Raw genomic sequence first — 25,953 nt, 5'->3', positions numbered from 1 at the left:
ACGCGCAGGAGCCTGAACGCAGATGCAGAATAGGATGGTGCGCGGCATCCTGAGCCTGTGCCTTGGCGTGCTGGTGTTCTCGCTGCAGGACCCGCTGGTCAAAGCCGTATCGAGCGGCTACCCGGTGACCGAGGTGATGGCGATCCGCTCGATAGTCGCCTTGCCGATCCTGATCGTCCTCGTCCACGCCGATGTCGGCTTGCGCGCAATCCTGTCGAAGCGGTTCGGCCTGCTGACGATCCGCGCCTTCATCCAGTTCACCTCCTACACGGTCTACTATCTGGCCATCGCCGCGCTGCCGCTGGCCGACGCCGTAGCGCTCTATTTCATGGCGCCGCTGTTCATCATGGCGCTGGCTGGGCCCTACCTTGGCGAACGCGTCTCCTGGCGGACGCTGGCGACGGTGCTGATCGGACTGCTTGGCGTCATCGTGATGGTGCGCCCCGGTGCCGGCCTGTTTGACTGGGCGGCGCTGCTGTCGCTGGGCTCGGCGGCGCTCTACGGCTTCTCGCAGCTGATGGCGCGCAAGATCGGCGATACCGAATCGTCCACCGTCATGGCCTTCTACCAGAACGGCGCCTATCTCATCGGCGCGGCGGTGGTTGCCGGCACATTCCACCTGGCCGGCATAACCCACGCCGTCCACCCCAGTGTCGAGTTCCTGGTGCGGCCATGGATATGGCCGACGCTGCCGGATTTCCTCAAGATGGCCGCCTGCGGTTTCGTCGCCTCCGCCGGCATGATCCTTCTGTCGCAGGGCTACAGGCTGGCACCGGCCAATCGGGTCGCCACCTTCGAATACACCGGCATTTTGTGGTCGCCGCTGTGGGGTTTCCTGTTCTTCGCCGAGGTGCCGCGGTCGACGACCGTGATCGGTGCGATCCTCATCATCGGCGCCGGCCTGCTGGCGCTCAACACCGAGCGGCGCAGGAGCGCAGCGCCGGTGCTTGCCGCTGCCGATCCGGTGTGATCAGGCGAAGCAGATCAGCGCCCGTTCGACGCGTGAGCGGATTTCCGCCAGCGTGAACGGCTTTTGCACGACGTCGAGGATGATGCCGTTCAACTCCTCGGCGCGCTCGCGCTGGTCGGCATAGCCGGTCATCAGCATGATCTTCATCGCCGGGAAACGCGCCGCCGCCGCGATCGCCATCTCGATGCCGTCCATCTCGGGCATGCGGATGTCGGAGACGACGAGATCGTAGCCGCCATGGGCGGCGCGGATCAGCGCCAGGCCTTGGGCGCCATGGGCGGCGATATCGATTGCGTGGCCTGCGCGTTCAAGCGCGCGGGCTGCGAGGGTGCGGACGGACTCATCGTCCTCGACGATCAGAAGCTTTGCCATGGCCGGCATATTTGGCGGCGAAAAGTTGACTTTTTCTGAAAGCCCCAAGCGTCCGACCGGCTAATTTTTCCAGCGCCGTTAAGGGCTTTTTCAGAACTTGCCGGTGCGAGGCACTCGCCTCACGCATCGCCTTTCACAACACCCACGAACGGCAATTCGCGAAAGGCGTGCGCAACGTCCATGCCGTAGCCGACGACGAAATAATCGGGGCAGTCGAAGCCGACATAGTCGGCGACGAGCGCGGTCTGGCGGCGCATACGCTTGTCGAGCAGCACGGCGATGGAACAGCTTTTCGCACCGCGTGACAGCATCAGGTCGCGGGTGAAGGTCAGCGTCTTGCCGGATTCGAGAATGTCGTCGATCAGCAGCACGTCGCGGCCGGCAACCTCATTGTCGATGTCGCGCAGCACCCTCACCTCGCCGCTGGTGGTGCCGGCGCCATAGCTGGAAATGAAGATGAACTCGACCTCTGGCGACAGGCCAACATCGTGCATGGCGCGGATCAGGTCGGCGGCGAAGATGAACGAGCCCTTCAGCACGGAAATCACCAGCAGATCGTGATAGTCGTGCTCGGCGATCTCCTTGGCCAGCTCGAGATTGCGGCGCGCGATCGCCGACGCCGAAAACAGGACTTCGATGTCCTTGTCGCGTACGATGGGCATTTGGTGGTCTTCCCCGGTGATCGCCTAGTCAGCGAAAGTAACCAAAACGGTCCTTACGCCGTTCTTAGGCACGTCGAGCCGGCTGGCAAAGCCGAATCTTTCGCCCGACGCCAGCGAATGGCCGGATGTCCCCAACGTATAGCGGGTCAAACGTCCGTCATTGCCCGTCACCCGGATTTCGAGCGGCGGCATTGTTGCCGGCCCCGTCCCGTCATTGGCGGCCTCGCCATCGACGAACAACACCGGATTGGCTCCGGAGGCGTCGACGCGTGAGGTGACGCCCGAGATGGTCAGCGCCGACGCTTGCGCGCTGGACAGGAACGGCACCTGGCGCACCAGCGCATGCCCGCCGGAGACCCAGAAGGCGGCGAGCGCAGCACCGATGCCGGCGATCCAGAAGATCGGCCCACCGCGCGCGGCCGGCGGCCGTTCCGCCGGTGGTTCCGGCTTGCGCAACATGTCCATGCCCTCGATGGACGGGGTGATAATCGCACGCGGCAGCGGTGAAACGCTTTCCACGGCAGGGGCAAAGCGCGGCACTACTTCATAGTCGGCATCGATGATATCGGCCGCCGGAGCACGCACGATCCTGTCCGCCGCGGCAATTGCCGGGGTATCGGTCATGATTTCGCCGGAAACCGGGCGCGCGGTTCGTTCGTCAGCCATCATGGCCCCGTTATTGCGCGTGTTCGCTTTTCGTTTCTTTTGCGTAAACATAAATGGTTAACGCTTCCCCACCGGAGCCGTCGTGACAAGCCGAAACAGCACAGGAATTAACCGCCGGTTAACCATGCCGGCCGATGGTCTTTTCCCAGAACAGGCAGGCTCTGCGCCGGCTCTAAAAGAGACCGAGCATGATGTCGTCCGAAAACCGCTTCACACTTTTCGGCATCATGCTCTAGGAATTTCAGGTCGTCGAAATTGATTCGCTTCGAAAATGTTGGCCTCCGCTATGGCATGGGTCCGGAAATCCTCCGCGACATCTCCCTGCATATACCGGAGCGCTCCTTCCAGTTCCTGAGCGGCCCTTCGGGCGCCGGCAAGACGACGTTGCTGCGCCTTTTGTTCATGTCGCTGAAGCCAACGCGCGGGCTGATCACCATTTTCGGCAAGGACCGCTCACGCATCTCGCGCACCGAACTGCCGCACTTGCGCCGCCGCATCGGCGTGGTGTTCCAGGATTTTCGCCTGCTCGACCACATGACCACCTATGAGAATGTCGCGCTGCCGCTGCGCGTGCGCGGGCGCGAGGAAGCAAGTTACCGCACCGATGTCACCGAGCTGTTGAAATGGGTGGGGCTGGGCGAGCGCATGCATGTGCTGCCGCCGGTCCTGTCGGGCGGCGAGAAGCAGCGCGCCGCGATCGCGCGCGCCCTGATCGAGCAGCCGGAAATCCTGCTGGCCGACGAGCCGACCGGCAATGTCGATCCGCCGCTGGCGCGGCGCCTGCTCAGGCTGTTCATCGAGCTCAATCGGTTGGGCACCGCCGTGGTCATCGCGACCCATGACCTTGGCCTGATGGAACAGGTCGACGCGCGCCGCATGATCCTGGCCGGCGGAAGGCTGGACATCTATGACTGACCTGTCCGCCGAACATCTCGAAGAGCATGAGCAGGAAGCCGAGGCGGCCGAAGCAAGGCCGCGCGCCCAGCGCCGGATGGCGCCGATCGTACCGGCGCAGAACATCGCCGGCCGCGCCCTGGTCCTGGTCATCGCCATCATGACCTTCCTATCCTGCCTGACCTTCGGCGCGGTGACGCTGGTGCGCGATACCGCCTCGGTCTGGGAGAACCAGATTTCGCGCGAGGCGACGATCCAGGTGAAGCCGGCCGACGGCCTCGACATGGAGGCAGCGCTTGCCCAGGCGTCGCAGATCGCCAGCGAATTTCCCGGCGTGAAGTCGACAAGGATCATCGACCGCGAGGCGACCGCCAGGCTGCTGGAGCCGTGGCTGGGCTCCGGCCTCAACATCGACGAACTGCCGGTGCCGCGCCTGATCATCGTCACCATCGACGAGAACAGCCCGCCCGACTTCGCCGCCATGCGCGCCGCCATCACGCCGAAGCTGCCGAGCGCGTCGCTCGACGACCATCGCACCTGGGTCGACCGGCTGGTGGCGATGGCGCGCACCACGGTGACCATCGGCATCGCCGTACTGGCGCTGATGCTGTCGGCAACCGTGCTGACCGTGGTGTTCGCGACCCGCGGCGCCATGGCCGGCAACGGTCACATTATCGAGGTACTGCATTTCGTCGGCGCCGAGGCGGCCTTCATCGCGCGCGAATTCCGCCGGCATTTCCTGGTCACCGGCATGAAGGGCGCGGCCGCCGGCGGGGCAGCGGCTGTGCTGGTCTTCATCGTCTTTTCCTGGTGGTCGTCGCGCAACGTGGCGACGCCGCAGGCCGATCAGGCAACCGCTTTGTTCGGCAATTTCGCCATCGGCTCGGCGGGCTATCTCGGCGTCGTCCTCATGGTGCTGGTGATCGGCGCGCTGACAGCGGCAACCTCGCATGCCACCGTTGTCGCCTATCTCAGCGACATCGACGTTCGCCAGCCAGACGCATGAAAGGGAGCATGCTCTGGCGGGGATGGAAGCAGCGTGATCACGGATGGAGAAGCGGCGTAACGCAAAGTGCGTCTTTTACCTACCAAAGGCCGCATTTCAGGATTAACCATATGGCTATGGACGTGCGGGATTCGACCGGGACGGCTGGGCAGATGCCAGTGGTGGTTGCTCGTTTGCGCGACCACGGCGGGATTAGCCGTTTAAAGACCGCACTGCGGATATCCGCGCTCTCCCTCCTCGTCCTCGCAACCTTGTTTGCCGGCGGCTTCGGCTGGTTCGCCAACAAAGTCGCCCATCTGACCACGCCCGCCAATCCGGCCAAGGCCGATGCCATCATCGTGCTGACCGGCGGTCAGTCGCGCCTCGACGCCGCGATGGATCTGCTGGCGTCCGGCAAGGGCGAGCGGCTGTTGATCAGCGGCGTGCATCCTTCCGCCAGCCGTCGCCAGCTTCAGGTCGCGACCGGCGGCGACAAGAAATTGTTTTCCTGCTGCGTCGACATCGACCGGGCCGCGCTCGACACGATCGGCAATGCCGAGGAAAGTGCCAAATGGGTCGAAAGCCATGCCTATGGCACCGTGATCCTCGTCACCAACAACTACCACATGCCGCGCAGTCTGCTGGAAATGGGCCGCCTGCTGCATGGCGCCAAGCTGGAACCCTATCCGGTGGTCAATTCCAACCTCGACAATGGCGGCTGGCTGACCAAGCCGCGGGCGCTGCGCGTGCTGTTCACCGAATACACCAAATATCTGCTGGCGCTGGCACGCGGCATCGTGCCGGTGAAGCCGACCCCCGACGGCATCGCACTGGCCGAAACCGCAGCTGGCGGCTGATTCAGGTATCAGTCCTTGGCGGCAGCGCCTGACATTCCCTTGAGACGCGCGACCTCCTGTTCAAGGTGCTGGATGCGCTTGTCCCGTTCACCAAGCGCCGCCGCCACATCAGCCGCCTCGAAGCGCTGCGGAATGTGTTGCGGGCAGTTGGCATCCCAGGCCGAGACCGTGAACAGGATGACCTGCTCGGGCCGCGCCTTGTAATCCTGCGGCATCAGCTTCGCGATCAGCTCGGCATCGCCTTCGACGACGCGCGCCGTGCCCCAGATCTTGATGCGTTGGCGCAGCATGTAGTCGATCAGGAACAGGAAAGCGCGTGAATTGTCGGCCAGATTGCCCTGTGTGATGAACTGCCTGTTGCCGGAAAAATCCGCAAAGCCGATCGTCCTTTCGTCCAACACCTTGAGAAAGCCGGCCGGCCCGCCGCGATGCTGGATGTAGGGCTGGCCATCGCCATTGGCCGTCGACAGGAAGACGCTGGTCTGCATCTCGATGAAGGCGGCAAGGTCCGGCGTGATGACAGCTTGCCAGCCACCACGCTCCTCGACGCGGGCGTAAGACTGCCGCGAACCCTTGCGCGCCTGGATCGCCTTGACGGTCGGCGTGAAGGCGACATCGCTGGTGAAAGCATGCGCGTTCATCGAAACCTCCTTGCCCGGAACAGGTTTAAAGCCCGAGCTCCGACAATGTTGGGTGGTCATCCGGGCGGCGCCCAAGCGGCCAATGGTACTTGCGGTCGACCTCGCTGATCGGCAGGTCGTTGATGCTGGCGATGCGCAGGCGCATCAGCCCGTGCTCGTCGAACTCCCAGTTCTCATTGCCGTAGCTGCGGAACCAGGAGCCGCTGTCGTCGTGCCATTCATAGGCGAAGCGTACGGCAATGCGGTTGCCGTGGAAGGCCCAGACCTCCTTGATCAGCCGGTAGTCGAGCTCGCGGCTCCATTTGCGCGTCAGGAAAGCCTGGATGGCATCGCGGCCTTGCAGGAATTCGGCGCGGTTGCGCCAGCGGCTGTCCGTCGTGTAGGCGAGCGCGACCCGTGCCGGATCACGCGAGTTCCAGGCATCCTCGGCCATGCGCGCCTTTTGCGCCGCGGTCTCGGCGGTGAAGGGCGGAAGCGGCGGGCGGCTTTCAGACATAGAGACTCCTTTGATTGGCCATGCTGCAGACAAAGCCACGCCCCAGATATAAAGCCTTCCATTCTTGAAATGCAGATGACATATTTGCAACCAGTCCTTCCATTTTCTGAAAGAAGCTATGGATCGTCTCGAGGCCATGTCGCTCTTTGTCGCCGCGGTGGAGGCCGGCAGCCTTTCCGCCGCGGCCCGCCGTTTCGGCATTCCGCTGGCGACCGTCAGCCGCAAGGTTTCCGATCTGGAACGCCATCTCAACACCCGGCTCCTGAACCGTTCGACGCGCCGGCTGACGCCGACCGATGCCGGCGAGGCCTATCTTGCTGCCTGCCGCCGCATCCTCGACGAGGTTGGCGAGGCTGAACGCGCCGCGGCGGGCGAATACAGCGCTCCGACCGGTGAACTGGCCATCACCGCGCCGGTCGTGTTCGGCCGCCTTCATGTGCTGCCGGTGGTCACCGGCTTTCTCTCGGCCTATCCCGACGTGGACATCCGCCTGACCCTGGCGGACCGCATTACCCAGCTGGTCGAGGACCATTTCGACCTCGCGCTGCGCATCGGCCAGTTACCTGATTCGAGCCTTGTCGCCATTGGCGTCGGCTCGATTCGCCGCGTCGTCTGCGCCAGCCCTGCCTATCTCGCCGAACACGGCACGCCTACGATCCCGGAAGACCTGAACACGCACAATTGCATCACCTTCGAGGGACTTTCCTCCGCCGCCCCATGGGGCTTCACCAGAGGCAAGACGGAAGTCACGGTTCAGGTCCGCTCGCGGCTTCAGGTCAACACCGCCGAGGCGGCGATCGATGCAGCGATTGCCGGCGTCGGGTTGACAAAAGTGCTCTCCTATCAGGTCGATGCCGCGGTGCGGTCGGGCATGCTGCGCATTCTGCTGCAAGAATTCGAGCCGGAACCGTGGCCGGTAAGCCTGGTGCATGCTGGCCATGGCCTGCTGCCGGTCAAGCTGCGCGCCTTCCTCGATTTTGCGGCACCGCGTCTGAAGGAGCGGCTGGCGCGATTGGGGTAGCGTGCCTGGGCTCGGCACCTGGCGCGAACCGTGCTTCGACATTGATCGGAACACGCTTGCGCCATTTCCTTTTTCCCCGCGCTTGGTGTAACCAACGCACACTTCCTCACCGGACCTCCCCCATGCTCTATGTCAGATCGCTGGCGTTCAATTTCGTCTTCTACGTCAATCTGATCGTCCAGATGATCCTCTGGACCCCCTATTATTTCCTGTCGCCCCGTCACCGCGCCTGGTTCGTGCCGAAATTCTGGTCGCGCAGCTGTATGTGGCTCTATGACAAGATCGCCGGAACGAAGAACGACATCACCGGGCAGGAAAACCTGCCCGAGGGCTCCTTCATCCTGGCGCCCAAGCACCAGTCGTTCTGGGACGCGATCGCTTTCTTCCCCTATCTTCAGGACCCGCTCTACATCCTCAAGCGTGAGTTGACCTGGATCCCGTTCTTCGGCTGGTACATCATGAAGATGCGCATGATACCGGTCGACCGCGGCAGCCGCTCCAAGGCCTTGAAGGCGGTGGTCGCGGCGACCAAGGAAGAGATGGCGCGCAATCCACGCCAGCTGATCATCTATCCCGAAGGCACGCGCCGGGCGCCGGGCGACGAGCCGGCCTACAAATACGGCATCGTCGAAATCTACGCGCAGCTTGGCGTTCCGGTGGTGCCGGTCGCCCATGTGGCCGGCCTCTATTGGCCGCGCCGCAAGTTCCTGCGCTATCCCGGCACCATCAAGGCGCGTTTCCTGCCGCCGATTCCGCCGGGCCTGGGCAAGGACGAATTCATGGCGCGGCTGATCGGCGAGACGGAAGCCGCCTGCGACCAGATGCTCGTCGAAGCGTCCCGCGCACCCAACCCGCCGGCCTTCCCGCCGACCGCGGTGAAGCGGTTGCGGGAGCTCGGCGCGAAGGCCTGAAGGCCCTCCGGCCAGGCAATCAGCGGTAGACAGCCAGCACGGTGGTCAGCACCAGCGTCGCGGCAAAGACCAGATTGATCATGCGCGAGGCGACCGGCCTGCGCAGGAAGCGCGCGAACGCTGCGCCGGCAAGAAGCCAGACGGCGTGGATAACAACGATCATCACGGCCAGAACCGTCAGCTTCGGCCATAAGCCAAGTTCAGCACTGCCCTGGTTCGACGAAGCGCCGGCAAAAACGGCGGCGATCGCCACATAGGCTTTGGGGTTGGCGACAGCCAGCAGAAAACCGGCCAGCCAGGTCGGGCGCGTAGCCTCGGCCGTGCGTGTCGCCAGCGGCGGCGCCGTAGCGATCTTGAAGGCGAGATAGAGGATGTAGGCGGCAGACGCGACAACCAGCAACGGCGCCAGCCTAGGCATCGACCCGAGCACCGCCATGATCCCGGTCGCCACCACCAGCAGGACAGCGACCGTGCCAAGAACGATCCCGCAGGTATAGCGCAGCGAATCGCGCAGGCCGAAGGCGGCGCCGACAGCGGTGACGCTTATCGTTGCCGGACCTGGACTGCCCATGACCACCGTTGCGGCAAGTACCAACGCGAGCAGCGGCCAAAGCTCCGGCTGCGAAAGAAGCGGCTCAGTCATTCCACCCTCTGTCTTGCCTCGAGCGCAGGACGCTATGGCAAGACGGGAGGGTGGTCTTGGACGTTCGTGCGGATAGAACACTTCCAGGAAAAGTGTGAAGCGGTTTTCCCGGGAAAAGCGCGCAGCGCTTTCCCTTGGGAATTGTGGCAAGACGAAGAGGTAGAGCGGTTCGCCGTTTCCGTGAAACGGCGAGCTGCTCTAGCGGTGGCGGGAGGCCTCAGCCGCTCGCCTTGTCGAGCTCGGCCATGTCGTCGGCGGTCAGCTTCAGCGACGCCGCCTTGATCAAACTGTCCATCTGGTCCGGCTTGGTGGCGCTGGCGATCGGTGCCGTGACGCCGGGCCGCGCGATAACCCAGGCAAGCGCGACTTCCGCCTGTTTGGCCGAATGTCTCGCCGACACCGCGTCTAGTGCTGCCAGAATGCGCGTGCCGCGCGCGTTGAGATAGTCCTTCACCCCGCCGCCGCGCGGGCTTTGGCCAAGATCGGCCTCGCTGCGGTATTTGCCGCTTAGGAAACCCTTGGCCAGGCTAAAATAGGTGATGACGCCGATATCCTCGGCCACACACAGATCGTGCAGCGGCCCATCGAAGGCGGAGCGGTCATAGAGATTGTATTCCGGCTGCAGCACCTCGTAGCGCGGCAGGCTGCGCAGGCTCGCGACATCGAGTGCCGCTCGCAACTGGCCGGCGTCGAGGTTCGAGCAGCCGACATGGCGGACCTTGCCCTTGGCGAGCAGCTTTTCATAGGCGCCGAGTGTTTCCTCATAGGGCGTGGTTGGATCCGGCCAATGCGACAGATAGAGGTCGATGGCGTCGATCTGCAGCCGCTTCAGCGACGCGTCAACAGCCTTTTCGATATAGGCGGCGGACAGGTCCTTGTGGCCCTGTCCCATATCCGAGCCGACCTTGGTGATCACCACGACCTTGTCACGGTTGCCACGGTTCTTCATCCAGCTGCCGATGATGGTTTCGGATTCGCCGCCCTTGTGGCCGGGGACCCAGCGCGAATAGGCGTCGGCCGTGTCGACCGCGTTGAGTCCGCCCCCGACGAAGCGATCAAGCAGGTCGAAAGATGTCTTCTCGTCGGCGGTCCAGCCGAAGACGTTGCCGCCCAGAACCAGCGGCGCGATGGAAAGGTCGGTGCGACCGAGACGGCGTTTCTGCAAGACGGATCTCCGTGAGGATTGGGACCGGGCGGATGCCGCCCGCTGGCTGGGTTCGGAGCCTAACCTAGGTCTCGCCGCACCAAGGTCAAAGGCCTGGCTGCCTTTTCCGCAGAGCCAGCGCTTCACAAAGGCGCTATCCCCCGTGCCACGTCCTCCAGCCAATGGTCGCGGATGCCAAGCGCTTCCAGATGCTTCAACGTGCTGAGCACATAATCCTCATTGTTGCCGGATTGGCCAACCGCACCGCGCACCACCGCCGCCGCATGCGCAGCATCCAGCGCGCCGGCATATTGCTCATGCTTGCGGTCGACGATGTAGGCCACGGCTTCGACCGTGCCGCCACCATCGAGGCGAATCTTGATCGTGCGCTCGAGATAGACTGATGTGACGAGCTCGCGCTCGCGCAGATAGGCGATGACCTCGTCGCGCAATTCCCCAGGCACACGGAAAGCCAGGCCGACGCAGGAGCCGCCATGGTCGAGGCCGAGCACCAGTCCGGGCCGCTGGCGCGTGCCGCGGTGCACGAAGGAATAGACACAGAGCGAGCGGCGGTAGCCATGCAGCCGGGCGCGCCGTGTCTCGACATGAGCGAAACCGGGCCGCCAGATCAGCGAACCGTAGCCAAACACCCAAAAATCGCCCATATCGCCGTGCCTGATTGTAAAGAATGGCAACACCGCACCGGAAACCGGTGTTTTTTCCGTCCGTCCCCGGCTACCTATTTCGTCACTGTCTACCTGGTGTTGTCGGAATCGAAAGCCCGTCCACCAACACCCATGCGTTAATGAGAGCCAAAGCATGACGTCAAGTGACGAACGCCAACCAAAGTCCCGCCGCGGCCTGTTCTGGCTCGTGGCGTTCATCGTTGTGCTGTTTGCCATCTACAGCGCTGGTTGGTTCTATCTGGCTGACCGAGTCAGGAGCGAGGCCGACAAGGCGGTTGCCACGCTCAACAAGAACGGCATCCAGGCTGGCTGCGCCAATCTCGAGGTCAGCGGCTACCCCTTGAGCTTCACCGTCTCTTGCGACAACCTCGCCTACGAGGACGATGCCAAAAACATTGCCGCGTCGGCCGGCTCCTTCAATGCCGTCGCCCAGATCATCCAACCTTTGTCGCCGGTCGCTGATCTGCGCGGCCCGCTCAGGACCTCCGTCCCTGGCATGGTGCCGCTGTGGATCGACTGGGACAATCTGCAGGCCAAGGTCAAGCTGTCATGGCCGCTGCCGCAGCGCATTGCGCTGCAGGCGGAGGGCCTGTCCGGCCAGACAGATCCGGCCGACGACACCGATCCGGTGGAACTGTTCAGCGCCGGCAGGGCTGCCGGTCAGCTGCAGCCGAACGGTCAGGATGTCGACTACATCGGCAGCTTCAACGATCTGGAGATCGACCCGAATGCGATCGGTGGGCGCGTGCTGCCGGCGCTCGATGCCAGCGGCGACGCCACGCTGAAGAATGGTGTCGCGCTGATCGGAACGCAGGTGAAGAGCCTGCGCGGCCAGAAGGTCGAGATTCGCAACCTCGATTTGTCCTCCGGCACGGCGCGGGTCACCGTTTCCGGGCCGCTGTCGGTGGACGCTGAGGGTCTGGTCGACGCCGATCTGATGATCCGGATCAAGGACCCCAAGGCCGTGGCATCCATCCTGGCCGGCGCGATACCCGAGCAGAAGAATGCGATCGAACAGGGCTTTGCCGCGCTTGCTATGCTCGGCAGCGAACCGTCGATGCCGCTGAAAGTGGTCAAGGGCAAGGCCTCGCTCGGCTTCATCCCGCTCGGCAAGATCAAGCCGGTACAATAGCGCGCCATGGCAAAACCTGTGAGGCTCCTCAGTGCCGGCGCGCTGACGCTGGACACCATCCTGCGTATCGAGACGCTGCCCACGCATCAGGGAAAATTCATTGCCACCGACGGTGTCCAGATCGCCTCTGGCATGGCCACGAGCGCTGCCTGCGCCGCGCATCGCCTGGGCGCCGAGGTGTCACTGTGGGCGAGCGCCGGTGACGATCCCATCGGCGATCAGCTGATTGCCGGTGTCGAGGCCGAGGGCGTCGATTGCACCTATGTCCGCCGTGTCCCTGGCGCGCGCTCGGCACTGGCCTCGATCCTGGTCGATGCGCATGGCGAGCGCATCATCGTGCCTTTCTATGACAGCCTGGCCCAGACCAATCCCGAGGCCTTGCCTTTCGCAGACATCGCTACGTTCGATACCGTGCTGGTGGACGTGCGCTGGCCGGGTGCCGCGACCCTTGCCCTGAAGGCGGCGCGCGCCGCCGGCCGGCCGGCGATTCTCGATGCCGATACCGCGCCGCTGGCAGTGCTGGAGCAGCTGTTGCCGCTGGCCTCGCACATCGTCGCCTCCGAGCCGGCGGTCCGCACCATATGCGGCCAGGCGCTGGATCTGGAAACCGCTTGCACCGACATGGCCTCCCGCACCGACGCCTTCGTCGCAGTCACCGGCGGCGCGGCAGGCACCTGGTGGTTCGATCGGGCGGTGGGGTCATCCCGTCACGTCGCGGCACCAAAAATCAAGGCGGTCGACACGCTGGCGGCGGGTGATGTCTTTCACGGCGCCTTTGCCGTCGGGCTGGCGGAAGCCATGCCGGTCGAGCTGGCCTTGCGCTTCGCCAGTGCCGCCGCCGCGCTCAAATGCCAGCGCTTCGGCGGCAGGCTGGGCGCGCCGGATCGGGCCGAGACGCTGGCGATGGTCGCGGCGACCTGGCCCGCCTGACAGGTTTAAGTCTTCGCCGGGTGTTCTACGGCCTGACGGCCGAAATCGGGCGCGTCGATATCCTGGCCGGCCTCGATGATCGAGCGGCGCACCGCCCGGGTGCGGGTGAACAGGTCGAACAGCTTGTCGCCGTCGCCCCAGCGGATCGCCCGCTGCAGGAACGCCAGATCTTCCGAAAACCGCGCCAGCATTTCGAGGATGGCGTCCTTGTTGTGCAGGCAGACGTCGCGCCACATGGTCGGATCCGAGGCGGCCAGACGCGTGAAGTCTCGAAAGCCGGAGGCGGAATATTTGATCACTTCCGTCTTGGTCACCGATTCCAGATCGTCGGCGGTGCCGACGATGTTGTAGGCGATGATGTGCGGCAGATGCGAGACGATGGCGAGGGTCATGTCGTGATGCTGAGGGTCCATCGTATCGATGTTGGCGCCGCAGCGGCGCCAGAATTCCGACAACCGCTCCAAAGCATCCGGATCGGTGTCCGGCAGCGGCGTGAAGATGCACCAGCGATTGTCGAACAGATCGGCGAAACCGGCATCCGGTCCGGATTTTTCGGTGCCCGCCAGCGGATGGCCGGGAATGAAATGGACGCCCTCCGGCACATGCGGCTGCATCTGCGCGATGACGGAGGCCTTGGTTGAGCCGACATCGGTAAGGATCGCACCCTTCTTCAGCGCCGGCGCGATTTCCTCAGCCACCGCGCCGGACGAGCCGACGGGCACCGAGACGATGACCAGATCGGCGTCGCGGACCGCTTCTTTGGCATCCGTGGTGTAGGAATCGCCCAGTCCAAGCTCCTCCGCCCGCTTCAGCGTTGCGGCACTACGGGTTGAGATGGCAACGTGACCGGCCAGGCCTTCGCGTCGGATGACGCGGGCCAGCGACGAGCCGATCAGGCCGATGCCGACCAGCGCGATCTTTTCAAACATCGGTGATGTCATGGCGTTGTAGCTTTCGGGCGTTCCAGCTTTTGGGCGTTCTAGCTTTTCAAGAATGTCGTGAGCGCGGCGACAACGCCGCGATTGGCTTCTTCGGTACCGACGGTCATGCGCAACGCGTTGGGAAAGCCGTAGCCGGAAACGCGCCGCAAGATATAGCCGCGCGCGGTCAGATACTCGTCCGCCGCGGCCGCCGAATGCTTCCGGTCATCGGGAAAATGAATGAGCAGGAAATTGCCGACGCTGGGCGTCACCCGCAGACCGAGCCCGGTCATCTCTTCGCTCAGCCAGGTGAGCCAGGTCTCGTTGTGCGCCACGCTGCGCTCGACATGGGCGCGGTCGCGGATCGCCGCGATGCCAGCCTCGATCGCCGTCGCATTGACGTTGAAGGGACCGCGCACGCGGTTGATCGCGTCGACGATGTGCATGGGCGCATACATCCAGCCGATCCGCGCCCCGCCAAGGCCGATCTTGGAGAAGGTGCGCGTCATCACCACATTCTCGGCGCTACCGACCAGCTCGATACCAGCCTCATAGTCGTTGCGGCGGACATATTCGGCATAGGCCGCGTCGAGCACCAAAAGCACATTGCGGGGCAGGCCGGCATGCAGGCGGCGCACCTCCTGGAACGGTACATAGGTGCCGGTCGGGTTGTTGGGGTTGGCAAGGAACACGATTTTCGTGCGCGGTGTGACGGCGGCCAGCATCGCATCGATGTCGGCGCGCTCATCGGCCTCCTTGACCGCGATCGGCGCAGCACCGGCCGACTGGATGTAGATCTTGTAGACCATGAAGGCGTGTTCGGTGAATATGGCCTCGTCGCCGGGCGAGAGATAGGTCTGCGCCAACAGGCCGAGGATCTCGTCGGAGCCGTTGGAGCAGATGATGTTCTGCGCGTTGAGGCCATGCACCTCGGCGATCGCCTCGCGCAGCCGCCTGGCGGTGCCATCGGGATAGATGTCGAGTTTGGCGGCAACCTCACGCGCGGCTTCGATCGCCTTCGGCGACGGGCCGAGCGGGTTCTCGTTCGACGACAGCTTGTAGACCTTGGCGACACCGGCGGGTGCGGCGCTCTTGCCGGGCACATAGGCGTCGATGTCCATGATGCCCGCGCGCGGGGTTGGACGTGCCTGATCCGGTGTCTTGTTCATTTCTGCAAAATCCGACGAAATGCCTCCACCCGGAGGCCGCAGCGGAAATACAAGCCATGGCCTGCAATGTCGAGAGGCGGCAGTGGTCCCAGCAGTCGGCCCAGATGCCGGCATTGACGGCAGAGCGGGCGAGTTCTAGAAGGGCAGTGACAGTTCCGTGGTGATTTGGCCGGTCGGCTTGCAGCCACGTTAAACAATTCGCTAAAGGGCCGTTTGCGTGACGTAACCGGCTTTGCGAACGGCAATGCCGGTTTTTTATTGTCCGCGGCCGGCCGGACGGACGCATCGGCGGCGATTTTTCGTCTGATATGATGCAGCAAGTGAGACGAGAATGGCCGCTCTGCGCGCAGGAAAGACCAACAATGAGGCCGACCAGCCGTCGAGTCCGGTGTTGCGCTTTGGCCCCGACAAGCCGCTCAAGCTCGATGCCGGCACGCTGCTGTCGCCGTTCCAGATCGCTTACCAGACCTATGGCACGCTGAACGATGCGCGCTCCAATGCCATCCTTGTCTGCCATGCGCTGACCGGCGACCAGCATGTCGCCAACACCAATCCGGTGACCGGCAAGCCGGGCTGGTGGGAAGTGCTGATCGGCCCCGGCAAGATCATCGACACCAACCGTTTCTTCGTCATCTGCTCCAACGTCATCGGCGGTTGCCTCGGCTCAACCGGACCGGCTTCGACCAACCCCGCCACCGGCAAGCCCTATGGGCTCGACCTGCCCGTCATCACCATCCGCGACATGGTGCGCGCGCAGCAGATGCTGATCGATCATTTCGACATCGAAAAGCTGTTCTGCGTGCTCGGCGGCTCGATGGGCGGCATGCAGGTGCTGGAATGGGCGTCGTGCTATCCCGAGCGCGTCTTTTCGGCGCTGCCGATCGCCACCGGCGCCCGCCATTCCTCGCAGAACATCGCCTTCCACGAGGTTGGCCGGCAAGCCGTCATGGCCGATCCGGACTGGCATGGCGGCAAATATTTCGAGCATGGCAAGCGCCCTGAAAAGGGCCTGGCGGTGGCGCGCATGGCCGCTCACATCACCTACCTTTCGGAAGCCGCCCTGCACCGCAAATTCGGCCGCAATTTGCAGGACCGCGACCACCTGACTTTCGGCTTCGATGCCGACTTCCAGATCGAAAGCTATCTGCGCCACCAGGGCATGACCTTCGTCGACCGCTTCGACGCCAATTCCTATCTCTACATGACGCGGTCCATGGACTATTTCGACCTCGCCGCCGACCATGGCGGCCGGCTGGCGGACGCCTTTGCCGGTACCAAGACCCGCTTCTGCCTCGTGTCGTTCACATCGGATTGGCTGTTTCCGACCGAAGAGAGCCGTTCCATCGTGCACGCGCTCAATGCCGCCGGCGCCTCGGTATCCTTCGTCGAGATCGAGACCGATCGCGGCCACGACGCCTTCCTGCTCGACGAGCCGGAGCTGTTCGCCGCCATCAACGGCTTCATCGGCTCGGCGGCGCGCGCCAGGGGGCTCGTATAATGAGTGTGAACGGCAGCCAGCGCGTCGACCTCGAGGTCGTCGCCAACCTCATCCCGCCGCAGTCCCGCGTGCTCGACGTCGGTTCGGGCGACGGCTCATTGCTCGAATTGCTGCAGGAAACCAAGCAGGTCGACGGCCGTGGACTTGAACTGTCGCAGCGCGGCGTCAACGAATGCGTGGCGCGCGGCCTCTCCGTCATCCAGGGCGATGCCGACAAGGATCTCGAATTCTATCCCGACAAGGGTTTTGACTTCGTCGTCCTTTCGCAGACCTTGCAGGCGACCCGCAACCCGAAGCTGGTGCTCGACGAATTGCTCCGGATCGGCGACCGGGCGATCGTCTCGTTCCCCAATTTCGGCCATTGGCGGGTGCGCCTGTCGCTGTTCGTCAAAGGCCGCATGCCGGTGACCCAGGACCTGCCCTATTCCTGGTACGACACGCCTAACATCCATTTCTGCACCATCCGCGACTTCGTCAATCTGTGCGAAGAACTCGGCGCTACGGTGGAGAAGGCGACCGCGCTCGACGCCGCCGGCCAGAAGATCGGCCTGTCGATGCCCTGGTGGTTCTGGAATTTCTTTGGCCAGCAGGCGGTGTTTCTGCTGAAGCGGAGCTGACGTTACGGGGCGTATTCGACCAGCCTGTGGTTCTCGCCCGCCAGCTCCTCATCGATGATTGAAGCAATCGTTGCCCAGTCGCCTCCCGCCAGGCCCGCGCCAATCCTGGGATAGCCGATACGCCGGCCGGCGAACCCAGCCTTCACCGCCTTCATGACATTGCGGATGGCGTCGTAGTCAGCCTTCACGCCCTGGCCCTGCCAGTGAAACTGGGTGTAGCCATTGATGACGTGGAAACTTCGATCCTCGCGCCGGATCTCGGCAACCGAGATGGTGCCCAGCTTGGCGCGGTCGCCTTTCGCGGTCGCGAGATCCACGGCGTAGGCCTGCGGAAACCGTTGCTTGATGGAAAGGGCAATGCCTTTGCCCATCTGGCATTGGCAATTGCAGCCATGCACGATCGCGTCGAACTCTCCGTCAAGCGCAAGTTGCAACAGATCGCCACGAATCGTCCGCATGAGGCTATCTCCGTCAGCCAAGCACATCCGTAGCCTTGTGCGGATGCTCGACGCCGTCAACGATGATTACGTCGGAGTCCGAATTATCGGTGCGCAGTGGAAGGATCGCCCGGTAGGCTGGCGAATTGTACCAGCTGCGCACCTGATGCCGGTCGGGAAATTCGATGATGATGAGGTTGCCTGGCCATTCGTTCTCGATCACCTCCACATCGCCGCCATGGACCAGGAAACGGCCTCCAAATGGTTCCAGCGTGGCATCGATCTTATGCAGATACTCGACGATCTGCGGGCCCATTGTGACTTGGCGCATATGGGCAACGGCGTAAGCGGTCATGACGTAACTCCCTTGTCGATCGAAGCCGATTTGCCGGCCCCACGAGGGCAATCTGCCGGAGCGGCCATCGCAAAGCGATTACCTCCGAGGTAATGGAATGAACGCGACCAAGTCGCGATGGGCCGATCCCTCCGACGACCCGTCGCAAACGCTCTTGCCCGGCGACGCTGTTGCAATTGGAGCGCTAGGACGGGAATTCGTCCTTTCGCGCGGGTCGCGCACCAGCAGGATGGGTGACACGGCAAGCTGTTTTTTGTAGCGTCACCAACAAATCCGACGATGCGTCGTGGAAAGGGAAGTCCGATCGATTCGATCACCCTGAAGATCGAAAGACCTGGCAGGAAGCGCATTTTTGCGCTGGAAACGGCTGAGGCGGCATGACCGGGAAGACGGAGCGCACGCCCCTTATCACGGTCATCACGCCAACCCACAATCGGCGCGAAACGGTATTGCGTGCCGTCGAAAGCGTGCTTTCCCAGAGCATGCCGAGGCTTGAACATATCGTCGTCGACGATGGCTCCACCGATGGCACGGAAGCGGCGCTGGCCCGCATCAGCGACCCGCGCCTGATCTATGTCGGAGCGAAATGGCGAGGCGCAAACGCCGCCCGGAATGCCGGAATCGAGCGTGCGCGGGCACCGGTGGTGACCTTCCTTGATTCGGACGACGTCTACTTGCCGCACCGGCTCGAGCGCACCCTGGCCCGGTTCGATGACGATCCGTCACTCGAAGTTCTGATCAGCTCATATGTCTCGCTGAAGAGCGGACGTGTCACCAACTGCATCAATCCCGAGGCATTCGTGAGCCCCACGATGCTGGAGCGGACGCTCGTGGCGCAGACGATCTTCATTGCCGGCACGGCGATCACCGCCCGCCGCGAGGCTTTGCTCGCCATTGGCGGTTACGACAGCGACATTACCCGGATGCAGGACCGGGAGTTGCTGCTGCGCCTGGCACGGCGCTTCGGTGCGCAATTGTCCGGGGATATCGACTGGACGAAATACAATTCGCAGAATTCGATTTCGCGCCGCCGCAGCGGCTATGTCGAAGCCTATGCGAACCTGATGGATAAACACCCGCATATCGCCCGCTCCTACCCGCACATTCCGCCCTACATGATCTCACGGCAGATCATCGCCGATGTTCTCAGGGGCCGCCTACCGGAGGCGTTTGAGGGCTACATGGCCAACCGTTCGTCGAAAGCGCTCGGCTATTCGCTGCCGGAGCTGATCAACGGCTATGTCTGTGGCCGGCGTTGGCGCCGCGATCTCTACACTGAGTTCCGCAACAAGTTCGGCGCCCGGCCCGCCTGAACCCTTCGCAAGTTCACCGGTCGAGCTCCGGGAAATAGGGATCCGACAGGAATCGCCTGTCCCGTTCCCCTTGCAGGCAGTCGATCGGCGCATCCCCGTCGACGGGCGTGACCCTGGCCTTGTCCTGAATGCTGCTCACTTCGAGGATCAGCTTGCGCCGGATGGCGGTGGAAAATTCGGCGGCCGAGTAGATAGGCAGCACGAAGGAACCAGGCCCGCCGGTCACGCACTGCGCATAATACCGGTCGAGATGGCTGAAGGTCGGCGACGGGTTGATCAGGATCGGCAGGCCATTGATGACGATGCCTTTGGCGGTTGCCGCATCGCGCGTCGCGGTGACCGGCGGCCCGATATTGTTGGGGCCATCGCCGGATATGTCGATGACGTTGCGCTCGCCGGCGAAATCCGCCCTGTCGAACAGCCCGGCGCCGAAGGCAAGTGCTGTGGAAATCGAGGTGCCGCGAAAACTCCGGAACGGGCGCGCCGCCACCTTGTCGGCAAAGCTGTTGGCGCTTTCGGCGCTGTCGATGATCTGCCAGCTAATGACCGCGTCGTCGCGCACCGTGCCGGCCCATTCGAAATAGGCGAGCGCGATGCGGCCCGTATTGCCGGATCGGACAGCCTGGATGAAGTCGGGATGCCGCAGCGCCTCGACATAGCCGGCGCGCTGCAGGGCGAATTCCTTCTCGTCCATCGACAGGGATATATCGACCGCCAGCACAAGCTTGACATCAACGGCCGGCGCATCCGGCGATGAAGCGACGGGAACTGCCTGGGCGCAGGCAATGCAGGCAAGCAGGCGCAGCGCATCGAGCATGGCCAATGCCAGGGTTGTTTCTCCGGGAAATCTTCCATTGCGATCACGGCGAAATAAGGTTTGCGCGCAACCAGAGAAAGCAGCCTACTTCTTGCGGCGCGCGGCAACCGGCGGCGGATCGATGGCGCCGGCCCTGACACGGGCGGGTTTCAGCGCCGGGGCACCCGAATCCTTCACGATCGTCAGGCCACGCGGGAAGAACTGGTTGTTGTGCTGGCCGCGCCCGATGTTGATGATCGTGGCTCCCTTGAGATGCTTTTCCAGCATCGCCAGCACGCGCCGCAGCGCGGGTCCGTCGAACGCGTCCATCGCTTCGTCGATGATCACCCATTTCGGCTGCCGCAAGGCGAGCCTGGCCACGCCCAGCAGACGCTGTTCGTCATCGCCCAATTCATGGTCCCAGCGCCCGACGCGGTCGAGCGAGGACGACAGCCGTTCAAGACCAACTTCGGCCAGCACCGCCGCAATGTCGGCATCACCCGCGGGCGCATGCCCGTTCGCGTGATTGAGCACCTCGCGCAACGTGCCGGCCGGCAAATACGGCACGCGTGGCACGAAGATGAGGGTTTCTCCGGCCGGCAAGCCGATCTTTCCGCTGCCCCAAGGCCAAAGCCCGGCAATGGCGCGGAAGAACAGCGTCTTGCCGGCGCCCGGCTCGCCCGTGATCATGACGCGTTCGCCGGCGTGGATTTCGACATGCTGGTCGGAGAGTTTCGTGCAGCCCTCCGGCGAGGCCACTTCGAGTTTCTCGAATGTCAGGCTGCCATTGGCGTTTTGATCGAAGGTGATGCGCTTTTCGGTGTCGTGCAGCACATCGGTTTCATCGAGCGCGATGCGGAAGTCGGCGACGCGCATCAGCGTGGCGCGCCAGTCGGCGATGCTGCCGATATTGTTGATGAACCAGCGCAACGAAGAGTGGACCTGGTTGAAGGCGCCGACCGCCATCATCAACCCGCCAAAGCTGATATCGCCCGAGAAATAGACCGGTGAGGCGACCAGGATCGGCGCCACGACGGTGATCCAGCCATAGGTGTCGGTCACCCAGGACAGGTTGATCTGGGCGGTATAGATGCGCCGCATGGCGCCCAGCACCGTGCCAAGATCGAGTTCGAGCCGTCGCCTGGCGTCATCCTCGCCATGGTACAGCGCAATGGCATCGACATTCTCGTTGACGCGCACCATCGAGGAGCGCAGCTCCGCCTCTCGCGTGTAGCGGTCGCTGTTCAGGCTGATCAGTGGCCGTCCAACCAGCCAGCTCAGCCAGGAGGCGATGCCGGCATAGAGGAACGCAGCCCAGACCATGTAGCCCGGTATGGCCAGCGACCAGCCGTTGATGTGGAAGACGAAGCCCGAAGACAATTCCCACAGCACACCGACGAAAGACACCAGCAGGATGAGCGATTGTAAGAGCCCGACGCCAAGGTCGGTCCACAGGTCGGACAGATGCGCGGCATCCTGCTGCATGCGCTGGTCGGGATTGACGCCGATGGCACCCGCATTGGCCAGCCGGAAGGCGCGCGCCGGCCGCATCCACTGGTCGATCAGGTCCAGCGTCAGTGCCTCGCGCAGCTTCAGCCGGATCATCTGGTTGAGCCAGGTCTGGCCGATATTGAGCACCAGCAGCCCGCCGGCGATCATCGCAAAGACGAGGAGCTGGTGCAGGAAGGCCGCCATGTCACGGCGCGCGAGTGCGTCATAGAAGGGCTGGTTCCAGCGGTTGAGCAGGACCTGGCCGATCGACGTCGCGATGATGACGGCCATGATACCGACCGACGTCCACAGCAGCCACTTACGGACCGGCGATCCCACCAGCGCCCGCTTGATCGTCGCCACCTGATCGCGCAGGCTGGTGGTCACGGCGACCGGCTGAACGGTGGCCGGATTGTCCAGTTGATCAGCCATGTCAGAGGTCCTTGCGTTCAGTGCGGAGCTGAAACCGGATGAAGAGAGCCGACAGCCGCCGCCCGTCAACCAGTCCGCGAGACAGATAGGTCGGAAAAATGCCGCGCGAGAAAAGTTTCCGCCTTGATCACGAAGGTTTCACCTGGCGAGACGGCGCTGCCGTGCCTGTCGCTTCGGCCCGACGGCCGAGCCGCGTCGCGCCATGCGGCGACAGCACCGGCACGAAGACGCGGCGAGACGCGCGCTGGACCACCGGCACACCCTGATAGAGCCGTTTCTGCGCCTCGACGACGATGACGCCGGAAAAGATCGGCCACAGCCGCCGGCCGGCGCGCTCCAGCACATTGTGGAAGCGCATCATGAAGCGCCGCCGCGATGGCGGGAAGAACAGCGCATCCGACCAGGAAGCGGGCGTGAAATTGGCCTCGCGCAGCAACTCGGTGAGCTGGCCGCGTGAAAAAGGCCGGCCATTGCCGAATGGCGTATGCTCGAAGCGCGCCCAGACACCGCGCCGGTTTGGCACGACGATGACGACGCGTCCCGCCGGCGACAGCACCCGCCAGATCTCATTCAGTGTCTCGCGCGGGTTTTCGACATGTTCGAGCGAATGGACGAGCAGCATGCGGTCGATGCAGGAATCGACCAGCGGCAGCTCCTCGTCGAAGACCAGCGCCGTCGCCGTCGGCCCCGTCGCCGGCCAGACCACGGCGCCCTGCGTCGCCGGCATGAAGGCGAAGACCCGCTCGGCACCGGAGCCGAAACGCTCCAGCCAGGGCAAGGTATAGCCGAGGCCAACCAGCCGTTCATTGGGGACAGTGGCCCAGATCGACGACAGCGCCATGGTGATCGAGCGCTCGGCGAACCGGCCGAGCGTTGTCGAATAGAAGGAGCGAAGGTCGACGATGTCGGAATGCATGTCAGGGATGTAGCCGTGATATCGGCAGGTTTCAACAAAGGGCCCCTGAGGCGGCCGACACATCCCCGGATGACATTCATCATCTCCGGGGATGACATTCGTCACCCGGTAGATGACATCCGCCCTCTGGCGCCCTATGTCTGCGGCGACAAATGGAGAGACGCGATGGCGGTCGAAATCGAACAGTTCATGTGCCGCAGCGATAATTTCGGCGTGCTGGTGCATGACCCCAAAAGCGGACAGACCGCCATCATCGACGCGCCCGAGGAGGCGCCGATCCTGGCCGCGATCAAGCGCACCGGCTGGACGCCGACGATGATCCTGACCACGCATCACCATGCCGACCATGTCGAAGCCAACCTGGCGTTGAAGGAGCGCTTCAAGCTGCGCATCGTCGGCCCGGAGGCGGAAAAGGCCAAGATCCCCGGCATCGACGAAACCGTCGAAGAGGGTTCCGTCCTTCATCTCGGCGATGAACGGATCGAGGTGATCGCCACCCCCGGCCACACCGCCGGCCACGTTTCCTATCATCTGCCGGCATCGAAGGTGGCGTTCACCGCCGACACGCTGTTCGCGCTGGGGTGCGGACGCCTGTTCGAATGCAAGCCGCCGGTGATGTACGAATCGCTGAAGAAACTTGCCGCCCTTCCCGCCGCGACGTCTATCTATTGCGGCCATGAATACACGCTGGCCAACGCCCGTTTCGCGCTGACCGTCGACCCGACCAATTCGGCTTTGAAGGAGCGTGCCGCCAGGATCGAGGCGCTGCGGATCAACAACAAGCCGACACTGCCGACGACGATTGGCGAAGAACTGTCGACCAATCCCTTCCTGCGCTGGCACGACCCGGCGATCCGCAAGCATCTCGGCATGGAAAAGGCTGGGGATGCCGAGGTGTTCGCCGAGATCCGCAAGCGCAAGGATAATTTTTGAGCCCCCGGGGGGATTTCGGAGACCAATGACCAGTTCAGCAGAAATCATCGCTATGCTTGGTCTGAAGCCGCATCCGGAAGGCGGCTGGTACGCGGAAACCTTTCGCGATGAAGCCGGCGGTGCGCGCGGCCATTCGACCGCCATCTATTTCCTGCTGGAACAGCACCAGCTTTCGGCCTGGCATCGGGTCAAGGATGCCGCCGAGGCCTGGCATTTCCATGCCGGCGCGCCGCTGGCGCTGTCGATGTGGGAAGAAGGGTCAACCGTGATCGAGCAGGTGCTCGGTATCGGGCTCGCGGCGGGCGAACGGCCGCAGATCGTCGTGCCGGCAGGCTGGTGGCAATCGGCGCGCAGCCTGGGCGACTGGACGCTGGTCAGCTGCACCGTCGCACCGGGTTTCGACTTCGCCGCCTTCGAACTGGCCGAACCGGGCTGGAGTCCTACCCCAGCAGGAAACCCAGCGTAATCGCCAGCTGGGCGGCGTAGTACAAAACCCACACCGCAAATCGCATCCACGCACGATGCGGCGAGATGGCCGCCACCAGAAACTTCTCCGTGGCGAGCAGCCCGTCCGAGGCCATGAACAGCACCGCGCCGCCGATAACCCAGGCGCTGTTGGTGGTCAGCGCCGCCATGCCCATCGCCAGGATCGCCACGACATAGACGGCGATGGGGATACGCAGGCTGGGGCCGACGCGACGCCAGAGCGCCACCAGCATGACGACGACGAACACCGCCAGCGCCAGCGCGATCGCCCCGCGCCAGGATTCGGCGCCAAGCAGTCCCAACCCGCCACCACTGCGCAGGAACAGCACGATGTAGACGATGTGGGCGACGAGGAAGCTGGCGAGTCCGCCGAGAAAGGCCTTGTCGCCGTCGCGCGACAGGAAGGCGTCGCCCACCGCGCTGAGCGCCAGGGCGGCGACCAGCAGCAGCGGGCCGCCTTGCAACGCCGCAAGCACGGCAAGCATCGCCACCGCGAGGGTCTTTGCCGCCGAACGGGCGAGGCTCGGTGGCATGCCAAGCGTGAAAGCGTAGATCACCGCCGCCACCAGCGAGAAGATCAGCGTCGCATTGGCGTTGGCGTCGATGCCGCCGGCAAACGGCATCGTCATGCCCCGGCTCCGCTTTCGGATGCCCTGGCTCCGCCCTCAGCCGCAGCCGGCTTGCGCAGGAACAGCGATTTTGCCGCCAGGGCCGCGCCACCGGTGATGAGCACGCAGGCGGCGAGAATGCGCAGTGAGGGTTCGGCGACGCCGGCGACGATCAGTACCAGCGTCGACAGCAGCGGCGCCGCATAGCTTGCGGCGCCCAGCACCTGGATATTGCCGCGCTTGACGCCGATGTCCCAGGCATAGAAGGCAGCGCCCACCGGCATCAGGCCAAGGCCAAGCACCGCCAGCCACTGGCCGGCGCCTTCCGGCAGCACTGTCTGCTCCAGCGCCAGATGGCAAACGAGCGACAACACGGCGGTCGCCGCGCAGAACCAGGTGACGATGCTGGTCGGAACTGACGGAAAGCGCCGCGATAGAAGCGAATAGGACGACCACAGCACGGCGCAGACGGCGGCCATGGCGTAGCCGAACGCATAGCGCGCATCGAAGGCCAGCCCGCCGCCCTTGGTGACGATCAGCACCGTGCCGGCAAGGCCGAGCAGCGCGCCGACGACATGGTTCCACGCCAGTTTTTCGCCCGGCATCAGCGCCGAGCCGAGCACGATCAGCAGCGGCCACAGATAGGCAATCAGGCTCGCCTCGACCGCTGGTGCATTGCGCAAAGCGGTGAAATAGAAAAAGTGGTAACCGAACAGGCCGGCAATGCCGATCACCCAGACCTGGGGCGGTATTTTCCGGCTCTTGCCGGCGGCCGGCATGAACAGCCGCGCGACAAGCCCGACGCCAGTGCCGATCGAGAAGGTGATTGCCGACAACAGGAACGGCGGCACCTTGCCGGACGCATCGGTGAGCAGCGCCAAAAGCGCCCACATGGCAACCGCCGAAAAGCCGATCAGTGTTGCGCGCGCCATGTCCTCTCCCGTGGCGCGGCCTGTTCGATTTCCAGGGGCG

30 protein-coding genes and 1 riboswitch are annotated in these 25,953 nt (G+C 63.8%); of the genes, 13 read left to right on the top strand and 17 right to left on the bottom strand.

What is annotated here, in order from left to right:
* The first annotated feature begins 22 nt into the window (after positions 1–22).
* Complete coding sequence (locus DBIPINDM_RS21825) at positions 23–970, top strand: DMT family transporter (RefSeq protein ID WP_258589136.1); 948 nt, start codon at positions 23–25, stop codon at positions 968–970.
* On the opposite strand, the gene DBIPINDM_RS21820 is transcribed toward DBIPINDM_RS21825, so the two are convergent.
* The 3 genes from DBIPINDM_RS21820 to DBIPINDM_RS21810 form a co-directional block, all read right to left on the bottom strand.
* Positions 971–1,342, bottom strand: coding sequence for a response regulator (locus DBIPINDM_RS21820; protein WP_258589135.1), 372 nt, complete (start codon positions 1,340–1,342; stop codon positions 971–973). It abuts the gene before it with no gap.
* Between the two features lie 119 nt (positions 1,343–1,461).
* Positions 1,462–2,004 (bottom strand): hypoxanthine phosphoribosyltransferase, encoded by a 543-nt coding sequence (gene hpt / locus DBIPINDM_RS21815; RefSeq protein ID WP_027031270.1) that lies wholly within the window; start codon positions 2,002–2,004, stop codon positions 1,462–1,464.
* A 24-nt stretch (positions 2,005–2,028) separates the two neighbouring features.
* Positions 2,029–2,673: a hypothetical protein gene (locus tag DBIPINDM_RS21810; protein ID WP_258589134.1), complete on the bottom strand. Its 645-nt coding sequence runs from the start codon at positions 2,671–2,673 to the stop codon at positions 2,029–2,031.
* A 252-nt stretch (positions 2,674–2,925) separates the two neighbouring features.
* Here DBIPINDM_RS21810 and ftsE point away from each other — a divergent pair, with 252 nt between their 5' ends.
* The 3 genes from ftsE to DBIPINDM_RS21795 all read left to right on the top strand — a co-directional run bounded on the left by ftsE (position 2,926) and on the right by DBIPINDM_RS21795 (position 5,406).
* Entirely contained in the window at positions 2,926–3,585 is a 660-nt protein-coding gene (gene ftsE / locus DBIPINDM_RS21805; RefSeq protein WP_010911739.1) for a cell division ATP-binding protein FtsE, read from the top strand.
* Positions 3,578–4,570 (top strand): cell division protein FtsX, encoded by a 993-nt coding sequence (locus DBIPINDM_RS21800; RefSeq protein WP_258589133.1) that lies wholly within the window; start codon positions 3,578–3,580, stop codon positions 4,568–4,570. The genes ftsE and DBIPINDM_RS21800 overlap by 8 nt, the downstream gene beginning before the upstream one ends.
* 110 nt (positions 4,571–4,680) lie before the next feature.
* Entirely contained in the window at positions 4,681–5,406 is a 726-nt protein-coding gene (locus DBIPINDM_RS21795) for a YdcF family protein (RefSeq protein ID WP_258589132.1), read from the top strand.
* 8 nt (positions 5,407–5,414) lie between these two features.
* On the opposite strand, the gene DBIPINDM_RS21790 is transcribed toward DBIPINDM_RS21795, so the two are convergent.
* Both DBIPINDM_RS21790 and DBIPINDM_RS21785 read right to left on the bottom strand, forming a co-directional pair.
* The gene (locus DBIPINDM_RS21790) at positions 5,415–6,047 is read right to left on the bottom strand and encodes a pyridoxamine 5'-phosphate oxidase family protein (RefSeq protein ID WP_258589131.1); all 633 of its coding nucleotides are present in this window, start codon (positions 6,045–6,047) and stop codon (positions 5,415–5,417) included.
* A 25-nt stretch (positions 6,048–6,072) separates the two neighbouring features.
* Positions 6,073–6,543 carry a DUF1348 family protein gene (locus DBIPINDM_RS21785; RefSeq protein ID WP_258589130.1) on the bottom strand — a complete coding sequence of 157 codons (471 nt, stop codon included), beginning with the start codon at positions 6,541–6,543 and terminating at the stop codon, positions 6,073–6,075.
* A 118-nt stretch (positions 6,544–6,661) separates the two neighbouring features.
* Here DBIPINDM_RS21785 and DBIPINDM_RS21780 point away from each other — a divergent pair, with 118 nt between their 5' ends.
* Together DBIPINDM_RS21780 and DBIPINDM_RS21775 are read left to right on the top strand one after the other, a co-directional pair.
* Positions 6,662–7,564 (top strand): LysR family transcriptional regulator, encoded by a 903-nt coding sequence (locus tag DBIPINDM_RS21780; RefSeq protein WP_258589129.1) that lies wholly within the window; start codon positions 6,662–6,664, stop codon positions 7,562–7,564.
* A gap of 122 nt (positions 7,565–7,686) precedes the next feature.
* The gene (locus DBIPINDM_RS21775) at positions 7,687–8,475 is read left to right on the top strand and encodes a lysophospholipid acyltransferase family protein (RefSeq protein WP_258589128.1); all 789 of its coding nucleotides are present in this window, start codon (positions 7,687–7,689) and stop codon (positions 8,473–8,475) included.
* Between the two features lie 19 nt (positions 8,476–8,494).
* Here DBIPINDM_RS21775 and DBIPINDM_RS21770 read toward each other — a convergent pair whose 3' ends face one another.
* The 3 genes from DBIPINDM_RS21770 to DBIPINDM_RS21760 all read right to left on the bottom strand — a co-directional run bounded on the left by DBIPINDM_RS21770 (position 8,495) and on the right by DBIPINDM_RS21760 (position 10,927).
* Positions 8,495–9,118, bottom strand: coding sequence for a LysE family translocator (locus tag DBIPINDM_RS21770; RefSeq protein WP_258589127.1), 624 nt, complete (start codon positions 9,116–9,118; stop codon positions 8,495–8,497).
* 217 nt (positions 9,119–9,335) lie between these two features.
* Positions 9,336–10,283, bottom strand: a complete 948-nt coding sequence (locus DBIPINDM_RS21765) for an aldo/keto reductase (protein WP_258589126.1) — start codon at positions 10,281–10,283, stop codon at positions 9,336–9,338.
* Between the two features lie 122 nt (positions 10,284–10,405).
* Entirely contained in the window at positions 10,406–10,927 is a 522-nt protein-coding gene (locus DBIPINDM_RS21760) for a gamma-glutamylcyclotransferase (RefSeq protein WP_258589125.1), read from the bottom strand.
* Between the two features lie 154 nt (positions 10,928–11,081).
* Between DBIPINDM_RS21760 and DBIPINDM_RS21755 the strand changes: the two genes are divergently transcribed.
* Together DBIPINDM_RS21755 and DBIPINDM_RS21750 are read left to right on the top strand one after the other, a co-directional pair.
* Positions 11,082–12,080, top strand: a complete 999-nt coding sequence (locus DBIPINDM_RS21755) for a DUF2125 domain-containing protein (RefSeq protein ID WP_258589124.1) — start codon at positions 11,082–11,084, stop codon at positions 12,078–12,080.
* Between the two features lie 6 nt (positions 12,081–12,086).
* Positions 12,087–13,010 carry a sugar kinase gene (locus DBIPINDM_RS21750; protein WP_258589123.1) on the top strand — a complete coding sequence of 308 codons (924 nt, stop codon included), beginning with the start codon at positions 12,087–12,089 and terminating at the stop codon, positions 13,008–13,010.
* 5 nt (positions 13,011–13,015) lie between these two features.
* Here DBIPINDM_RS21750 and DBIPINDM_RS21745 read toward each other — a convergent pair whose 3' ends face one another.
* Together DBIPINDM_RS21745 and hisC are read right to left on the bottom strand one after the other, a co-directional pair.
* On the bottom strand, positions 13,016–13,951 hold the full coding sequence (locus DBIPINDM_RS21745) for a prephenate/arogenate dehydrogenase family protein (RefSeq protein ID WP_258589122.1): 936 nt from the start codon (positions 13,949–13,951) through the stop codon (positions 13,016–13,018).
* Between the two features lie 38 nt (positions 13,952–13,989).
* Positions 13,990–15,099, bottom strand: a complete 1,110-nt coding sequence (gene hisC / locus DBIPINDM_RS21740; protein WP_258589121.1) for a histidinol-phosphate transaminase — start codon at positions 15,097–15,099, stop codon at positions 13,990–13,992.
* 147 nt (positions 15,100–15,246) lie between these two features.
* Positions 15,247–15,324, top strand: a riboswitch (SAM riboswitch).
* A 106-nt stretch (positions 15,325–15,430) separates the two neighbouring features.
* Here hisC and metX point away from each other — a divergent pair.
* Positions 15,431–16,597, top strand: coding sequence for a homoserine O-acetyltransferase MetX (metX, locus tag DBIPINDM_RS21735; protein WP_258589120.1), 1,167 nt, complete (start codon positions 15,431–15,433; stop codon positions 16,595–16,597).
* On the top strand, positions 16,597–17,214 hold the full coding sequence (gene metW / locus DBIPINDM_RS21730) for a methionine biosynthesis protein MetW (RefSeq protein ID WP_258589119.1): 618 nt from the start codon (positions 16,597–16,599) through the stop codon (positions 17,212–17,214). The genes metX and metW overlap by 1 nt, the downstream gene beginning before the upstream one ends.
* Positions 17,215–17,216: 2 nt before the next feature.
* On the opposite strand, the gene DBIPINDM_RS21725 is transcribed toward metW, so the two are convergent.
* Both DBIPINDM_RS21725 and DBIPINDM_RS21720 read right to left on the bottom strand, forming a co-directional pair.
* A complete protein-coding gene (locus DBIPINDM_RS21725) occupies positions 17,217–17,672 on the bottom strand; it encodes a macro domain-containing protein (RefSeq protein ID WP_258589118.1) in 456 nt (151 codons plus the stop codon).
* A gap of 13 nt (positions 17,673–17,685) precedes the next feature.
* Positions 17,686–18,006: a DUF1330 domain-containing protein gene (locus DBIPINDM_RS21720; RefSeq protein WP_258589117.1), complete on the bottom strand. Its 321-nt coding sequence runs from the start codon at positions 18,004–18,006 to the stop codon at positions 17,686–17,688.
* A gap of 377 nt (positions 18,007–18,383) precedes the next feature.
* Here DBIPINDM_RS21720 and DBIPINDM_RS21715 point away from each other — a divergent pair, with 377 nt between their 5' ends.
* Positions 18,384–19,319 (top strand): glycosyltransferase family 2 protein, encoded by a 936-nt coding sequence (locus tag DBIPINDM_RS21715; protein ID WP_258589116.1) that lies wholly within the window; start codon positions 18,384–18,386, stop codon positions 19,317–19,319.
* A 13-nt stretch (positions 19,320–19,332) separates the two neighbouring features.
* On the opposite strand, the gene DBIPINDM_RS21710 is transcribed toward DBIPINDM_RS21715, so the two are convergent.
* The 3 genes from DBIPINDM_RS21710 to DBIPINDM_RS21700 all read right to left on the bottom strand — a co-directional run bounded on the left by DBIPINDM_RS21710 (position 19,333) and on the right by DBIPINDM_RS21700 (position 22,954).
* Entirely contained in the window at positions 19,333–20,136 is an 804-nt protein-coding gene (locus DBIPINDM_RS21710; protein ID WP_258589115.1) for a DUF1194 domain-containing protein, read from the bottom strand.
* An 84-nt stretch (positions 20,137–20,220) separates the two neighbouring features.
* A complete protein-coding gene (locus DBIPINDM_RS21705; RefSeq protein WP_258589114.1) occupies positions 20,221–22,038 on the bottom strand; it encodes an ABC transporter ATP-binding protein/permease in 1,818 nt (605 codons plus the stop codon).
* Positions 22,039–22,165: 127 nt separating this feature from the next.
* On the bottom strand, positions 22,166–22,954 hold the full coding sequence (locus DBIPINDM_RS21700) for a class I SAM-dependent methyltransferase (protein ID WP_258589113.1): 789 nt from the start codon (positions 22,952–22,954) through the stop codon (positions 22,166–22,168).
* A gap of 165 nt (positions 22,955–23,119) precedes the next feature.
* Here DBIPINDM_RS21700 and gloB point away from each other — a divergent pair, with 165 nt between their 5' ends.
* Both gloB and DBIPINDM_RS21690 read left to right on the top strand, forming a co-directional pair.
* On the top strand, positions 23,120–23,887 hold the full coding sequence (gloB, locus tag DBIPINDM_RS21695; protein ID WP_258589112.1) for a hydroxyacylglutathione hydrolase: 768 nt from the start codon (positions 23,120–23,122) through the stop codon (positions 23,885–23,887).
* Between the two features lie 25 nt (positions 23,888–23,912).
* A complete protein-coding gene (locus DBIPINDM_RS21690) occupies positions 23,913–24,353 on the top strand; it encodes a cupin domain-containing protein (RefSeq protein WP_258589111.1) in 441 nt (146 codons plus the stop codon).
* Here DBIPINDM_RS21690 and DBIPINDM_RS21685 read toward each other — a convergent pair.
* Together DBIPINDM_RS21685 and DBIPINDM_RS21680 are read right to left on the bottom strand one after the other, a co-directional pair.
* On the bottom strand, positions 24,328–25,002 hold the full coding sequence (locus tag DBIPINDM_RS21685) for a lysoplasmalogenase family protein (RefSeq protein WP_258589110.1): 675 nt from the start codon (positions 25,000–25,002) through the stop codon (positions 24,328–24,330). The two genes, DBIPINDM_RS21690 and DBIPINDM_RS21685, sit on opposite strands and share 26 nt — an antisense overlap.
* Positions 24,999–25,913, bottom strand: a complete 915-nt coding sequence (locus tag DBIPINDM_RS21680; RefSeq protein ID WP_258589109.1) for a DMT family transporter — start codon at positions 25,911–25,913, stop codon at positions 24,999–25,001. The genes DBIPINDM_RS21685 and DBIPINDM_RS21680 overlap by 4 nt, the downstream gene beginning before the upstream one ends.
* Between the last annotated feature and the right edge of the window lie 40 nt (positions 25,914–25,953).

It is taken from the genome of Mesorhizobium sp. AR02 (genome assembly GCF_024746835.1).
Classification (GTDB): Bacteria; Pseudomonadota; Alphaproteobacteria; order Rhizobiales; family Rhizobiaceae; genus Mesorhizobium.
Note: the sequence above shows the minus strand (reverse complement) of the source record. Positions and strands in the feature narration are given on the sequence as shown.